Annotated in this window: 14 protein-coding genes and 1 tRNA gene; 6 read left to right on the top strand and 9 right to left on the bottom strand. The window is 76.3% G+C overall.

Features of this window, described 5'->3' with window-relative positions; translation table 11 throughout:
- The 4 genes from GTQ99_RS27535 to dnaG form a co-directional block, all read right to left on the bottom strand.
- On the bottom strand, positions 1–154 hold a 154-nt coding region (locus GTQ99_RS27535), incomplete at its 3' end, for an XdhC family protein (RefSeq protein ID WP_166615761.1).
- A 49-nt stretch (positions 155–203) separates the two neighbouring features.
- Entirely contained in the window at positions 204–905 is a 702-nt protein-coding gene (locus GTQ99_RS10925) for an HNH endonuclease family protein (protein WP_338074916.1), read from the bottom strand.
- A 64-nt stretch (positions 906–969) separates the two neighbouring features.
- Positions 970–1,042: transfer RNA gene (locus GTQ99_RS10920), tRNA-Asn, on the bottom strand.
- A gap of 100 nt (positions 1,043–1,142) precedes the next feature.
- Positions 1,143–3,038: a DNA primase gene (gene dnaG, locus GTQ99_RS10915; RefSeq protein ID WP_166615760.1), complete on the bottom strand. Its 1,896-nt coding sequence runs from the start codon at positions 3,036–3,038 to the stop codon at positions 1,143–1,145.
- A 65-nt stretch (positions 3,039–3,103) separates the two neighbouring features.
- Here dnaG and GTQ99_RS10910 point away from each other — a divergent pair, with 65 nt between their 5' ends.
- The 3 genes from GTQ99_RS10910 to GTQ99_RS10900 all read left to right on the top strand — a co-directional run bounded on the left by GTQ99_RS10910 (position 3,104) and on the right by GTQ99_RS10900 (position 5,874).
- Positions 3,104–4,426 (top strand): aminotransferase class V-fold PLP-dependent enzyme, encoded by a 1,323-nt coding sequence (locus GTQ99_RS10910; protein WP_166615759.1) that lies wholly within the window; start codon positions 3,104–3,106, stop codon positions 4,424–4,426.
- Positions 4,426–5,037 (top strand): CoA-binding protein, encoded by a 612-nt coding sequence (locus GTQ99_RS10905; RefSeq protein WP_166615758.1) that lies wholly within the window; start codon positions 4,426–4,428, stop codon positions 5,035–5,037. Before GTQ99_RS10910 ends, GTQ99_RS10905 begins: the two co-directional genes overlap by 1 nt.
- 63 nt (positions 5,038–5,100) lie before the next feature.
- Positions 5,101–5,874 carry a septum formation family protein gene (locus GTQ99_RS10900; protein WP_166615757.1) on the top strand — a complete coding sequence of 258 codons (774 nt, stop codon included), beginning with the start codon at positions 5,101–5,103 and terminating at the stop codon, positions 5,872–5,874.
- Here the strand turns inward: GTQ99_RS10900 and GTQ99_RS10895 are convergent.
- Genes GTQ99_RS10895 through GTQ99_RS10885 form a run of 3 tightly spaced genes read right to left on the bottom strand, consistent with a single transcriptional unit; the run spans position 5,861 to position 8,753 of the window.
- Positions 5,861–7,114: a deoxyguanosinetriphosphate triphosphohydrolase gene (locus tag GTQ99_RS10895; protein ID WP_166615756.1), complete on the bottom strand. Its 1,254-nt coding sequence runs from the start codon at positions 7,112–7,114 to the stop codon at positions 5,861–5,863. The two genes, GTQ99_RS10900 and GTQ99_RS10895, sit on opposite strands and share 14 nt — an antisense overlap.
- Positions 7,111–8,295 (bottom strand): tRNA dihydrouridine synthase DusB, encoded by a 1,185-nt coding sequence (gene dusB / locus GTQ99_RS10890; RefSeq protein WP_166615755.1) that lies wholly within the window; start codon positions 8,293–8,295, stop codon positions 7,111–7,113. Before dusB ends, GTQ99_RS10895 begins: the two co-directional genes overlap by 4 nt.
- Positions 8,292–8,753 carry a universal stress protein gene (locus GTQ99_RS10885; protein WP_166615754.1) on the bottom strand — a complete coding sequence of 154 codons (462 nt, stop codon included), beginning with the start codon at positions 8,751–8,753 and terminating at the stop codon, positions 8,292–8,294. Before GTQ99_RS10885 ends, dusB begins: the two co-directional genes overlap by 4 nt.
- 131 nt (positions 8,754–8,884) lie before the next feature.
- Between GTQ99_RS10885 and GTQ99_RS10880 the strand changes: the two genes are divergently transcribed.
- Positions 8,885–9,883: a LacI family DNA-binding transcriptional regulator gene (locus GTQ99_RS10880; RefSeq protein WP_240897193.1), complete on the top strand. Its 999-nt coding sequence runs from the start codon at positions 8,885–8,887 to the stop codon at positions 9,881–9,883.
- 3 nt (positions 9,884–9,886) lie between these two features.
- Here GTQ99_RS10880 and GTQ99_RS10875 read toward each other — a convergent pair whose 3' ends face one another.
- Positions 9,887–10,999, bottom strand: coding sequence for a benzoate/H(+) symporter BenE family transporter (locus GTQ99_RS10875; RefSeq protein ID WP_420814546.1), 1,113 nt, complete (start codon positions 10,997–10,999; stop codon positions 9,887–9,889).
- 122 nt (positions 11,000–11,121) lie between these two features.
- Positions 11,122–12,513 (bottom strand): glycine--tRNA ligase, encoded by a 1,392-nt coding sequence (locus tag GTQ99_RS10870; protein ID WP_166615752.1) that lies wholly within the window; start codon positions 12,511–12,513, stop codon positions 11,122–11,124.
- A gap of 200 nt (positions 12,514–12,713) precedes the next feature.
- Here GTQ99_RS10870 and GTQ99_RS10865 point away from each other — a divergent pair, with 200 nt between their 5' ends.
- Positions 12,714–13,157, top strand: coding sequence for a transcriptional repressor (locus tag GTQ99_RS10865; protein WP_166615751.1), 444 nt, complete (start codon positions 12,714–12,716; stop codon positions 13,155–13,157).
- A 157-nt stretch (positions 13,158–13,314) separates the two neighbouring features.
- Complete coding sequence (locus GTQ99_RS10860; RefSeq protein WP_166615750.1) at positions 13,315–13,593, top strand: HU family DNA-binding protein; 279 nt, start codon at positions 13,315–13,317, stop codon at positions 13,591–13,593.
- Positions 13,594–13,600 lie beyond the last annotated feature (7 nt).

The following is a 13,600-nucleotide window of genomic DNA, read 5'->3' as shown; positions in this document are numbered from 1 at the left end:
CCGAGACGCTGCCGACGACCTCGCCGTCGGCGTCGACGGCCAGCGAGGCCCCCGGCTGGCGGGGCGCGGAGCGCCAGGTGCGCACGACGGTGGCCACGGCCACGGCCCGTCCGCCGCCGGTCCACTCCGCCACCTGCTCCAGGACGTCCCGCACCCGCCCATGCTCGCCGGTGCCCGCCGGGCGCGTGCAGCCGGTCCACCCGTCAGGGCGTCCAGGGGTCGCCGGTGGGCAGCGGCTGCGCCGGGCAGCCGGCGAGGACGCCGGCCATGGCGGCGTGCTCGCCGGGGGTGACCCACAGCCCCCACGCGCGCTTGACGGCGACCTGGCGGGCCACGTAGGCGCACTCCCCCCGCGGCGGCAGCCACTGCGAGGCGTCGTCGTCGCCCTTGGCGGAGTTCAGCGGGCCGTCGACGGCGAGCAGCTCGAGGGGGTCGTTGGCGAAGCGGACGAGCTCGTCCTCGTCGAGGGCGGCGGCGCCGGTGCGCCAGGCGGCGGCGAGCGCCACGACGTGGTCGACCTGGACGTCGGCGCTGGTGGCGGCGCCGCGGCGGAAGGCGATGACCTCCCCCGAGTAGGGGTCCTCCAGGGTGCCGGCGAGGACGGTGCAGCCGTCGTCGTCGAGGCGGACGGCGCGCAGGTCGCGGCGCAGCACGTCGTCGCGGGTGCGGCAGCCGTTGGCGTCGGTGTCGGCCCAGCTCTCGCCGAAGCGGGTGCGCTCGTAGTCCGCGCCGCTCTCGGCGGGGCGCACGGGCAGCTGCGCGAGGGCCTGCGCGGCGCTGCCCGCGGCGGGTGCGGGCCGCGGGTCGGCGCGCAGCGTGCGCCAGGCCAGGACGGCGAGGACGAGCAGCAGGAGCGGGACGAGGACCGCGGCGAGCGCCGGGACGGCGCTGCGACGCCCGTGCACCCGTCCTCCAGAGCCCGTGGACGACCGGAGGGGGCGTGCGATCCGCACGCCCCCTCCGGAGGAGCTCCCGCAGTTGGACTCGAACCAACAACCTGCCGGTTAACAGCCGGCTGCTCTGCCAATTGAGCTATGCGGGACCACATCTCGTGACCGCCGGTCACGACTGCTCCAACCGTACCAGCCCCGCGGACCGCTCCGCGCACCACGCACGCCGGCCGCCGGACCCTCACGCGCCGCTCACGCGCCCTGGGCGCGCTCCTGCCAGGCGCGGCGCGCGGCCTCCAGGCGGAACAGCTCCGCCGACGCCTGCTGGTACTCGGCCGCCTGGGCGGCGGGGTCGAGCCGCTGCAGGGCGCGGCGGACCTCCGCCACGGCCCGCGTGGCGGCCTGGCCGGCCAGGGCGGCCACGAGCGAGCGGCCCCAGCGCTCCAGGTCCTCCTCGCTGCTGACCGGCAGGTCGAGGGCGGCCAGCTCGTCGACGAGGGCGGCCACCGGGCCCTCGGCGTAGTCCAGGACGGCCGCGACCCACGCGGGCCCCTGCGGCGCCTCCAGCGGGCCGCCGGCGGCGGTGACGGCGTCGTGCACGGCGCGGTGGGCGGGCGCGGTGAAGGCGTCGGCGCCGAGCGCGTCGGCGACGTCGGCCACCGCCCACGGCGCCTGCAGCACGCAGGCCAGCACCTGCCGCTCCAGCTGGGCGACGGGGTCGCGCGGGTCGGTGCGCGGCAGCGCCACCGTCGAGCGCTGCGGGCGGGCGGCCTCGCGCGGGGCCGGGCCGCTCGCGCCGGACCGCCCGCCCGCGTGCGAGCGCACCCGCTCCAGCACGAAGCGCTCGTCGAGGAAGCCCGTCCAGCGGTCCAGGTTGATGGCGTAGCGCTGCTGCAGACCGCGGTCGCGGATGCCGGCGACGATGGGTGCGGCCGCGTCCAGGGCGGCCAGCCGGCCCGCCTCGGAGTCCAGGTCGAAGCGCTCCAGGGTGGAGCGGATGGCGAACTCGAACAGCGGCACCCGGCCGTCGACGAGGGCGGCGACGGCCGCGTCGCCGGCCGACAGCCGCAGCTCGCAGGGGTCCTGGCCGCTGGGCGCCACGGCCACGTAGGTCTGCGCCGTGAAGCGCTGGTCCAGCTCGTAGGCCTTCAGCGCGGCCTTCTGCCCCGCCGCGTCGCCGTCGAAGGTGAAGACGACCTCGCTGGAGCCGTCCGCCTCGCCGAGCATGCGCTGCACGGTGCGGGCGTGCTCCTCGCCGAAGGCCGTGCCGCAGGTGGCGACGGCCGTGGTGACCCCGGCGAGGTGGCAGGCCATGACGTCGGTGTAGCCCTCGACGACGACCACGCGCTTGGTGCGGGAGATGTCGCGCTTGGCCAGGTCGAGGCCGTAGAGGGCCTGCGACTTCTTGTAGACCGGCGTCTCCGGGGAGTTGAGGTACTTGGCCTCGATGCGGTCGTCGTCGAACAGCCGCCGCGCGCCGAAGGCGACGGTGTGGCCGCCGACGTCGCGGATGGGCCACACCAGCCGGCCGCGGAAGCGGTCGTACAGGCCCCGCTGCCCGCGCCCGGCCAGGCCGGAGACGACGAGCTCCTCCTCGCCGAAGCCCTTGGCGCGCAGCTGGCGCAGCAGCGCGTCACCGCCCGCGGGGGCGAAGCCGACGCCGAAGCGGGCCGCGTCGGCGCGGGTGAAGCCGCGCTCGGCCAGGAAGGTGCGCGCGGTGTCGGCCGCGCCCGGCGCCTCCAGCTGCGCGCTGTAGAAGCGCTCGGCGAGCGTGTGCATCTCCAGCAGCCGCTGGCGCTGGCCGACGGTGCCCGCGGGCCGCTGGGCGCCGCGCCCGCCCTCGTCGACGTAGCGCAGCTGGACGCCGGCGCGGGCGGCGAGCTGCTCGACGGCGTCGGTGAAGGTCAGGCCGTCCAGGCGCATGAGGAACTCGATGGCGTCCCCGGACTCCCCGCAGCCGAAGCAGCGCCAGCGGCCGGTCGCCGCGCGGACGGTGAAGCTGGGGGTGCGCTCGTCGTGGAAGGGGCACAGGCCCTTGGAGGAGCCGATGCCGCCGGAGCGCAGCTCGACGCGCTCGCCGACGACCTCGTCCAGGCGCACGCGCTCCTTGACGGCCAGGAGGTCGTCTGGATGGATGCGCCCGGCCACGGCTGGAGTGTAGGCCCGCCCGCGCGGGTGCTCCCGCGGCGGCGGGGGGTGGCAGGATCGCCCCCGTGAGCAGCCCCGAGCGCGCCGACCGCAGCAGCCCCGCCGACCGCAGCTGGGGCTTCCGCACCCGTGCCGTCCACGCCGGCGCGGTGCCGGAGCCGACGACGGGGGCGCGGGCCGTGCCGATCTACCAGACGACGAGCTTCGTCTTCGAGGACGCGGCGGACGCCGCCAACCTCTTCGCGCTGCAGAAGTACGGCAACATCTACTCGCGCATCTCCAACCCGACGGTCGCCGCGCTGGAGGAGCGCATGGCCTCGCTGGAGGGCGGCCTGGGCGCGGTGGCGTGCGCCAGCGGCCAGTCCGCGGAGTTCCTCGTCTTCGCCGCGCTGGCCGGGGCGGGCGACCACGTCGTCGCCTCCAACAACCTCTACGGCGGCACCGTCACCCAGCTGGACGTGACGCTGCGCCGCTTCGGCGTCGACACGGTGTTCGTCGACCCCGAGCCCGAGGCGGTCCGCGCCGCGATCACCGAGCGCACGCGCTTCGTCTTCACCGAGCTCGTCGCCAACCCCTCGACCGTGGTCGCCGACATCAGGGCGCTGGCCGACGTCGCCCACGAGGCGGGCGTGCCGCTGGTCGTGGACGCCACGACGGCCACGCCCTACCTGTGCCGGCCCATCGAGCACGGCGCGGACATCGTCATCCACTCGGCCACGAAGTTCCTCGGCGGGCACGGCACGACGCTCGGCGGGATCGTCGTCGACGCCGGCACCTTCCCCTGGGACAACGGCAGGTTCCCGGCGATGACCGAGCCGGTCGCCTCCTACGGCGGCCTGAGCTGGTGGGGCAACTTCGCCGAGTACGGCTTCCTCACCAAGCTGCGCAGCGAGCAGCTGCGCGACATCGGCGCGACGCTGGCCCCGCACTCGGCGTTCCTGCTGCTGCTGGGCGTGGAGACGCTGCCGCAGCGCATGCGCGAGCACGTCGCCAACGCCCGGCGGGTGGCGCAGTGGCTGGAGGCCGACGAGCGGGTCAGCTGGGTGCGCTACTCCGGCCTGCCCAGCCACCCGCACCACGAGCGCGCGCAGCGCTACCTGCCCGAGGGGCCCGGCGCGGTCTTCTCCTTCGGCGTCGTCGGCGGCCGCGCGGCCGGCGAGCGCTTCATCGAGGCCTGCCAGCTGTGCTCGCACCTGGCCAACATCGGCGACGCGCGCACCCTGGTGCTGCACCCGGCCTCCACCACGCACCAGCAGCTGTCCCCCGACCAGCTCACCGCGGCGGGGGTGCCCGAGGACCTCGTGCGGATCAGCGTGGGCCTGGAGGACGTCGAGGACGTCCTGTGGGACCTGGACCAGGCGCTCGCCGCGGCCGTGAAGGGGGACTGATGGGCCAGAGCAGCAGCACCGGCACCGGCGCGCCGGTCGGGGCGATCGGCGACACCGGCACGGTCGCCGCCCGGCCGCAGGACGGCGCCGCCCCGGCCACCGGCAGCAAGGACGCCCCGCCCGTGCACGAGGTCCGCGGCTGGTCGCCGCCCTCCCCCGGCGAGCGGCTGCGCATCCTGCGCCGCACGCGCACGGTGGCGGTCCTCGGCGCCTCGAACAAGCCCTCGCGCGCCTCGTACTTCGTGGCGACCTACCTGCTCTCCAGCTCCGACTTCGAGGTGTGGTTCGTCAACCCCAACGAGCGCGAGGTCCTCGGCCGCCCCTGCTACCCCTCGCTGGCGGAGCTGCCGGGCGTCCCCGACCTCGTCGACGTCTTCCGCCGGCCCGCCGAGCTCGGCGCGGTGCTCGACGAGGTGATCGCGGTCGGTGCGCCGGTGCTGTGGATGCAGCTGGGCCTGGCCGACGAGGAGGTCGCCCGCCGCGGTCAGCAGGCCGGGGTGAGCGTGGTGATGAACCGCTGCCTGAAGATCGAGCACGCGCGCTTCCACGGCGGGCTGCACTTCGCGGGCTTCGACACCGGGGTGATCTCCGCCAAGCGCGGGGCGCGCTGAGCGGCGCCCCCCGGCGGGAAAATCCCGGCGGCGGCGGCGGGCGGCTGCCTACGCTGCCCGCCCGTGACCCCCTCCGACCAGCTCGCCGCGCCGATCGCCGTCACCGCGCACCCGCGCCCCACCGACGGCCTCGCGGTCGCCGCCCTCGTGACCTCGCTCGTCGGGGGCTCCCTCGCCTCGATCGTGCTGGGCGTCCTCGCGCTGCGCCGCACCGCCCGCTCGGGCGCCGGCGGGCGCGGCCTGGCCGTCGCCGGCGTCGTCGTGGGCTCGGTGCAGGTGCTGGCCGGCCTGGCGGTCGCCGTCGCGACCGCGCTGCTCGGCGTCGGGATCAGCCTGTCCGCGGGCTCTGCGAGCTCGAGCGGTCCCGCGGGTCCGGCGGGTCCCGGGGGTCCCGCGCGGGACGGCGCGGCGGCGGGCGGGCCCGGTGCCGAGGGGGCCGCGGGCGCCGAGGTCGGCAGCGCGCTCGCCATCGACACCCTGCTGGCCGGGGACTGCTTCGACGAGTCCGCGTCCTCGATGGGCACCGGCACCGTCGCCCTGGCGGACTGCGCCGTGCCGCACACCGCCGAGGTCGTGCAGGTGCACCCGCTCGACGCGGTGTTCGGCGACGCCCACCCCGGGCGCCGGGCGCTGGCCGCGGAGGCCGAGGAGCACTGCGCCGAGGTGGTCGGCCGGGCCGTCGCGGCCTCCGGCCTGGACGGCGCGGGGCTGGAGTACACCTACTACCACCCCACCGAGGCGAACTGGGAGGCGGGCAGCCGGCTCGTGCAGTGCAACCTGACGAGCGCCTCGGGGCTGGTGGGCTCGCTGACCGCGGGGACGCTCAGCGCCTGGTGAGGCGCTGGTGCCAGCTCAGGGCCGAGACGTCGGTGAGCGAGGCCACCTGGTCGACGACGACCCGCAACCGGGCGGCGTCGTCGGCCGCCGCCGCGTGGTCCTCGCGGAACGGCGGCTCCAGCACGTCGGGCGCGTACCGGACCAGCTCGGCGAGCAGCTCGTGCAGCAGCTCGCGCTGGCGGGCGTAGAACGGCTGGCGCTCCTGGGCGGTCATGACGAACGTGGCCGCCACGCCCTTGAGGGCGGCGACCTCCAGCGCCGTCCCCGGCGGGACGACGACGTCGGCGGCGTAGCGGGTGAGCGGGCCCGGGCCGTGGCGCTCGCGGGTGGCGTGCTCGGCGGCGTTGGCGAAGCGGCCGATGAGCTGGCTCGTCATGTCCTTGAGCGCGGCCAGGTGCCGGCGCCCGCCGAACAGCTCCCCGGGCTGCTCCACCGCCCAGAACGGCGAGGAGGACAACCGCTGCAGCGCATCGCCGACGGCCTCGTCGGTGGCGTCCGGCAGGTACCAGTCGCGCACCTGGGCGGCGACGCGCGCGCGGGTCTCGGCGGAGGCCAGCCAGTCCAGGCGCACGTGCCCGGCCACGACGGCGTCCTCGACGTCGTGGACGGAGTACGCCACGTCGTCGGCGAAGTCCATGACCTGCGCCTCCACGCACGGGCGGTCGCGCGGGGCGCCGTCGCGCAGCCAGCCGAACACCTCCGCGTCGTCGGCGTAGGCCCCGAACTTGGAGGTGGCGCGCGGGGCGGCACCGTGCAGCCACGGGTACTTGGTGGAGGCGTCCAGGCTGGCGCGGGTGAGGTTCAGCCCGACCGGCGTGCCGTCCGGGCGCGTGCTCTTGGGCTCCAGCCGCGTGAGCAGCCGCAGGGTCTGGGCGTTGCCCTCGAAGCCGCCGATGCCCACGGCGGCCTCGGCGAGCGCCCGCTCGCCGTTGTGGCCGAACGGCGGGTGGCCGAGGTCGTGCGCGAGGCACGCGGTGTCCACGACGTCCGGGTCGCAGCCGAGCACGGCGCCGAGCTCGCGGCCCACCTGGGCGACCTCGAGGGAGTGCGTCAGCCGGTTGCGCACGAAGTCGTCGGTGCCGGGGCCCACCACCTGCGTCTTGGCCGCCAGCCGGCGCAGCGCCGAGGAGTGCAGGACGCGGGCGCGGTCGCGCGCGAAGGCGGTGCGGCTGTGCGTCTTGGGCGGTTCGGGGCTCCAGCGCTCCGCGTCGGCCGCGGCGTAGCCGGCCGGTGCGCTCATCCGCCGGACACCGACAGCTCGGCCTGGCGGACCATCGCGGCGGCGACGCCGGTGAGCTCCTGGCTCTCGAGCCAGCCCTCCGGCAGCGCGACGCGGCTCTGCGGGGAACCGGCCCGCCCGCGCGAGCCCTCGGCGGCCCCGCCCGGGTGGGGCTGGTCGAGGTCGAGGTCGGCGATGAGCTCGTCGAGGGCCTCCAGGGTGTCGACGAGGGCCAGGCGGGCGCGCATGTCCCCGCCGACGGCGTAGCCCTTGAGGTACCAGGAGACGTGCTTGCGGATGTCCCGGCAGCCGCGCAGCTCGTCCTCGTAGAAGGCGACGAGGAGCTCCGCGTGCCGGCGCATGACCGCGGTGACGTGCCGCAGGCCGGGGCGCACCCGCTCCCCGCGGCCGGCGAAGCCCGCTTCGAGGTCGGTGAACAGCCACGGCCGGCCCAGGCAGCCGCGGCCGACGACGACGCCGTCGCAGCCGGTGCGGCGCACCATCTCCAGCGCGTCCTCCGCGCTCCAGACGTCGCCGTTGCCGAGCACGGGGATGGTCGTGACGGTCTCCTTGAGCCGGGCGATCGCCTCCCAGTCGGCGTGCCCGGAGTAGTGCTGCGAGGCCGTGCGCCCGTGCAGGGCGACGGCCGCGGCGCCCTCCTGCTCGGCGGTCCGGCCCGCCTGCAGGTAGGTGAGGTGGTCGTCGTCGATGCCCTTGCGCATCTTCACCGTCAGCGGGACGCCGCCCTTGGCGGCCTCGCGGACCGCTCCGCGCACGATCTGGCGGAACAGGTCCGCCTTCCACGGCAGCGCCGAGCCGCCGCCCTTGCGGGTCACCTTGGGGACGGGGCAGCCGAAGTTGAGGTCGACGTGGTCGGCGAGGTCCTCGGCGACGATCATCTCGACGGCCTTGGCGACCGTGAGCGGGTCGACGCCGTACAGCTGCAGGCTGCGGGGGCGCTCGTCGGGGGCGAACCCGATGAGCCGCATCGTCTCCGGGGTGCGCTCGACGAGGGCGCGGGAGGTGATCATCTCGCTGACGTAGAAGCCCTCGCCGTGCTCGCGGCACAGCTGCCGGTAGGCGGCGTTGGTGATGCCGGCCATCGGCGCGAGGACCACGGGCGTGGCCGAGACGTGCGGCCCGATGCGCAGCGGCGCGACGGGGGCGCTCGTCGAGGGTGCCGTCAGGGTGGGTGCGCTCACCCTCCCATTGTGAGGGCCAGCGCGGGTGACGGGCAGCCGCCGTCGGGCGAGGGCCCGGTGCAGGGCTCGGGCGAGGGCTCGGGCACGGACAGCACCGGGCACGGCGCGTCGAGCACCACCAGGCGCGCCCGCCCGCCCAGCAGGTCGTCAGCGGCGGGCCGGCCGCCGCTGCGGGGCAGGCCGACGACGAGCAGCCGGGCGCCGTCGCGCTCGGCGCGCTCCAGCAGCGCCTCGGCGATGTCGGCGCCCTCCGGGGGCAGCTCGACGTCCACGGGGACGGCGGCCGCGCACAGGGCGCGCTGCACGCGCTCGGGCAGCGGGGCGGCGGCCACGACGACGAGGCGGCAGGCGCGCTGGAGGGCGGCGTCGAGGGCCTCGGCGACGGCGCGCTCGTCACCGGGCTCGTAGCCGACGACGACGGGGGCGGGGCTGGGTGTGGGCGTGGCGCTGGACGGCATCGGAGCGCTCCTTCGCGTCGATCAGGCCGGGCGGAGCAACGGTAGGAGCACCGCAAGCGCTTGCGCAAGCGCTTGTCCACCCCGGCCGCATGGCGCCCGCCGACAACGGGGAAGCTGGGGCCGTGGTGACCATGGCGGACGTCGCACGGCTGGCGGGGGTCAACCCCTCGACGGTCTCCCACGTGCTCAACGGCACCCGGGCCGTCAGCGGCCCGACGCGCGAGGCCGTCCTGGCGGCCGTCGAGCGCACCGGCTACCGGCAGAACACCCTGGCCCGCTCGCTGGCGCGCTCGGCGACGACGACGCTGGGCCTGGCCAGCGGCTTCGTGGCCAACCCGCACCTCGCCGCGCTCGTCACCTCCGTCGAGCGCGCCGCCCGCGCCGCGGGCTACACCCTCGTGCTCGCCGACACCCACGACGACCCGGCCGAGGAGCTGCGGGTCCTGCACGAGCTCGCCGGCCGCCGCGTCGACGGCGTCGTGCTCGCCCCCTCCGCGCGCGCGGCCGAGGAGGCGCTGCCCTTCCTCGCCGGCAGCCGGCTGCCGACCGTGCTGCTGGACCGCTTCGCCGACGCCCCCCTCGACCAGGTCGGCCCCGAGGGCAGCGCCGCCACCGAGGCCCTCACCGCGCACCTGCTCGACCTCGGTCACCGCCGCACCGCGTTCGTCGCCGGCCTGGAGGGCCTCAGCTCCACCACCGAGCGCCGCGACGGCTACCTGCGCGCCGTCGCCGCCCGCGGCCTCGCCCCGCTGGTCCTGCCCGGCGCCAGCGACACCCGCACGGCCGAGGAGGTCGTCACCGCCGCGTTCTCCGCGCCCGGGCGCCCCACGGCCGTCGTCGTCGGCAACAACTCGATGACCGTGGGGACCCTGCGGGCCCTGCGCGCCCTGGGCCTGCGGCTGCCCGCCGACGTCGCCCTGGTCTGCTACGACGACCCCGAGTGGGCCGACCTCGTCGAGCCCCGCCTGACCGCCCTCGCCCAGGACGTGCCCGCGATGGCCACCCGCGCCGTGCAGATGATCCTCGAGCGCATCGCGGGCAGCGACGCACCGCCGCGCCGCGAGCGGGTGGCCCCGACCCTGCGCCACCGCGACTCCTGCTGCGCGGCCGGGGACCCCGCGCGGGGCTGACCCTCAGGAGGCGGCGGTGCCGAGGTGGCGCCCGCGGCGCGGCGGCCGGGAGGCGGCGGCCAGCAGCAGCCCGGCGAGCAGCCCCCAGAACGCGCTGCCCACCCCGGCCAGGCTGACCCCGGAGGCGACGACGGCGAACGTGGCCGCGGCCGTCAGCCGCTGCTGCGGCTGCTCCAGGGCCGAGACGAGACCACCGGCGAAGGAGTCCAGCAGCGCCAGCCCCGCGACGGCCTCGACGAGGACGGGGCTGGTGCCCCCGACGAACCCGGCCACCGGCGTGGCCAGCAGGCCCAGCAGCAGGTAGGCCGCCCCGCCGCCGACCGCGGCGATCCAGCGCCGCCCGGGGTCCCGCGCCGCCCCGGGACCGGCGATCATCCCCGCCGCCAGGGCGGACAGGTTCACCGCGTGGCCGCCGAAGGGGGCCGCGAGCAGCGTGCCGACGCCCGAGCCGGCCAGCACCCGGCCCACCGGCAGGTCCCGGTGGCCCAGGGTGTGCAGCACCGCCAGGCCGGGCACGTTCTGGCCGGCCATCGTCACCACGTACAGCGGCACGCCCAGCGAGACCAGCACGAACGGGTCCAGCGCGGGCAGCACCGGCACCAGCCGCGGCAGCCAGTCCGGCGCGGGCGCGCCCTCGACCGAGAGCGCCGTGCCGACCAGCGCGACCACCATGGCCGCCGGCACCGCCCACGCCGACCCGCCGCGGCGCAGCAGCAGCCAGACCGCGACGACCGCCAGCGCCGCGAGCGGCTGCTCGCGCACGGCGCTCACCGGCGCCAGGCACAGCGGCAGCAGCACCCCGGCCAGCAGCGCACCGGAGACGGGCACCGGCACGCTGCGCACCAGGGCGGCCAGCCGGGGCCAGCAGCCGGTGACCACCAGCAGCACCCCGCACAGCGCGAACGCGCCGACCGCCGCGGCGAAGGAGCCGGTGCGCCCCTGCGCGGCGACGAGCAGCGCCGCGCCGGGCGTGGACCACACGAAGGACAGCGGCCGGCGGGTGCGCCAGGAGAGCAGGCAGGCCAGGGCGCCCTGCACCAGGCACAGCACGAGCAGCCCGGAGGCGGCCTGCGCGGGGCCGGCGCCGACGGCGGCCAGCCCCGCCAGGACGAGCACGAACGAGCTCGCGAAACCCGTCAGGGCCGCGACGGCGCCGGCGACGAGCGGGCGGGCCAGCCCGTCCGCTCCCCCGCCGGTTCCTCTGCCCGCCGCCCCGTCCCCCGCGGCCGCGGGGTGGCTCAGGCGCCGACCAGGCGCGCGCCGAGCCAGGCGGTCACCTGGCTGAGGCCGACGCGCTCCTGGGCCATGGTGTCGCGCTCGCGGATGGTCACCGCCTGGTCCTCGAGGGTGTCGAAGTCGACGGTGATGCAGTACGGCGTGCCGACCTCGTCGTGGCGGCGGTAGCGGCGGCCGATGGCCCCGGCGTCGTCGAACTCGACGTTCCAGCTGCGGCGCAGCTCCGCGGCCAGGTCGCGCGCCTTCGGGGACAGCTGCTCGTTGCGCGAGAGCGGGAAGACGGCGGCCTTGACGGGGGCCAGGCGGTGGTCCAGGCGCAGCACGGTGCGCTTGTCGACACCGCCCTTGGTGTTGGGCGCCTCGTCCTCGGTGTAGGCGTCGACGAGGAAGGCCATGAGCGAGCGGGTCAGGCCGGCCGCGGGCTCGATGACGTAGGGCGTCCAGCGCTCGCCCTTGGTCTGGTCGAAGTAGGACAGGTCGACGCCGGACTCCTTGGAGTGCGTCGTCAGGTCGTAGTCGGTGCGGTTGGCGATGCCCTCCAGCTCACCCCACTCCGAGCCCGTGAAGCCGAAGCGGTACTCGATGTCGACGGTGCGCTTGGAGTAGTGCGACAGCTTCTCCTGCGGGTGCTCGAAGAAGCGCAGGTTGCCCGGGTCGATGCCCAGGCCCACGTACCAGGACATCCGCTCCTGCAGCCAGTACTCGTGCCACTGCTCGTCGGTGCCGGGCTCGACGAAGTACTCCATCTCCATCTGCTCGAACTCGCGGGTGCGGAAGATGAAGTTGCCGGGCGTGATCTCGTTGCGGAAGCTCTTGCCGATCTGGCCGATGCCGAAGGGCGGCTTCTTGCGCGCCGAGCCCATGACGTTGGCGAAGTTGACGAAGATGCCCTGGGCGGTCTCGGGGCGCAGGTAGTGCAGGCCCTCCTCGTCGACCACCGGGCCCAGGTAGGTCTTCATGAGGCCGGAGAACTCGCGCGGCTCGGTCCACTGCCCGCGCACCCCGGTGTCGGGGTCGGGCACGTCGGCCAGGCCGTTGACCGGCGGGTGGCCGTGCTTGGCCTCGTAGGCCTCCAGCAGGTGGTCGGCGCGGTAGCGCTTGTGCGTGACCAGGGACTCCACCAGCGGGTCGGTGAAGACGGCCACGTGGCCGGAGGCCTCCCACACGCGCCGCGGCAGGATGACCGAGGAGTCCAGGCCCACGACGTCGTCGCGCGAGGAGACCGTCGCCCGCCACCACTGGCGCTTGATGTTCTCCTTCAGCTCGACCCCGAGCGGACCGTAGTCCCAGGCGGAGCGGGTGCCCCCGTAGATCTCGCCCGACGGGAAGACGAAGCCCCGGCGCTTGGCGAGGTTGACGACGGGGTCGAGGCGCGAGGAGGGCGAGGCGGCCACGCGGGTGCTCCTGTCCGGCTGGGTGTCGGCGGCGCGCCCGCCGGGAGCGGCGGGCGGAGCCGCCAGGTTACGCGCTGAGCGGAGCGGCCCGTCGAGCGGACGACCCCGCCGGGGCGGAGCCGTAGGCTGACCCGGCCGCGGGGAGCAGGCCCGACGGCGAGAGCGACGCGAGACCCGACGACGAGACCCCAGGAGCAGCCGTGCCCGCCCCGGCCCGCCGGTCCACCAAGCAGCGCTCCGCGGTCTCGGCCGTCCTCGACGAGGCCGACGCCTTCCTGTCGGCGCAGGACCTGCACGCCAAGCTGCGCGAGCGCGGCGACAGCGTCGGGCTGGCCACCGTCTACCGGGCGCTGCAGGCGCTGGCCGAGGACGGCGACGTCGACGTGCTGCGCACCGACGACGGCGAGGCCGTGTACCGCCGCTGCAGCACCGGCCACCACCACCACCTCGTGTGCCGCCTGTGCGGGCGCACGGTCGAGGTCGAGGGCCCGGCCGTGGAGGCCTGGGCCCGGCGCGTGGGCGCCGACCACGGCTTCACCCGGGTCCAGCACGTCGTGGAGGTCTTCGGCGTCTGCGGGCCGTGCAGCGCCCGCCAGGAGCAGGCCGAGCAGGCCGAGCGGGACGGGCGGCCGGCCGGGGGCTGAGGGCGCGGCAGCCCGGCGTGCGGCGGGTGTCCGGGGGCGCTGTTAGCGTCTTCGGCGGCCGACGACGCACCGTCGATCGCCACGTGCCGAGCACGTGTCGTGACCACCGGTAACGTCGGCGGCCACCGCCCCACCGCCCGAGCACCCTGGAGGACCCGTGAACCGATCCGAGCTCGTCACCGCCGTCGCCGAGCGCAGCGGCCTGACGCAGACCGACGCCGACGCCGTCCTCAGCGCGTTCGGCGACGTCCTCGTCGAGGCCGTCGCCAAGGGCGAGCCGGTCAAGCTGCCCGGCCTGATGACCGTCGAGCGCGTCGAGCGCGCCGCCCGCACCGGCCGCAACCCCCGCACCGGGGAGGCGCTGGAGATCGCCGCCTCCTTCGGCGCGAAGCTGACCGCCGGCTCCAAGCTCAAGGCCGCCGCCGCCGGCGACTGAGCGGCGC

Source organism: Kineococcus vitellinus (genome assembly GCF_009906315.1).
Taxonomy (GTDB): Bacteria; Actinomycetota; Actinomycetes; order Actinomycetales; family Kineococcaceae; genus Kineococcus; species Kineococcus vitellinus.
The sequence above is the reverse complement of the archived record's forward strand: the minus strand, read 5'-3'. Positions and strand labels throughout refer to the sequence as shown.

What these genes read in the sequence shown, in the direction of transcription:
- GTQ99_RS10905 (WP_166615758.1), top strand. Translation starts at nt 4,426, where the DNA reads ATGGGCCAGAGCAGCAGCACCGGCACCGGCGCGCCGGTCGGGGCGATC.
- GTQ99_RS10895 (WP_166615756.1), bottom strand. Translation starts at nt 7,114, where the DNA reads ATGAGCGCACCGGCCGGCTACGCCGCGGCCGACGCGGAGCGCTGGAGC.
- GTQ99_RS10880 (WP_240897193.1), top strand. Translation starts at nt 8,885, where the DNA reads ATGGCGGACGTCGCACGGCTGGCGGGGGTCAACCCCTCGACGGTCTCC.
- GTQ99_RS10885 (WP_166615754.1), bottom strand. Translation starts at nt 8,753, where the DNA reads ATGCCGTCCAGCGCCACGCCCACACCCAGCCCCGCCCCCGTCGTCGTC.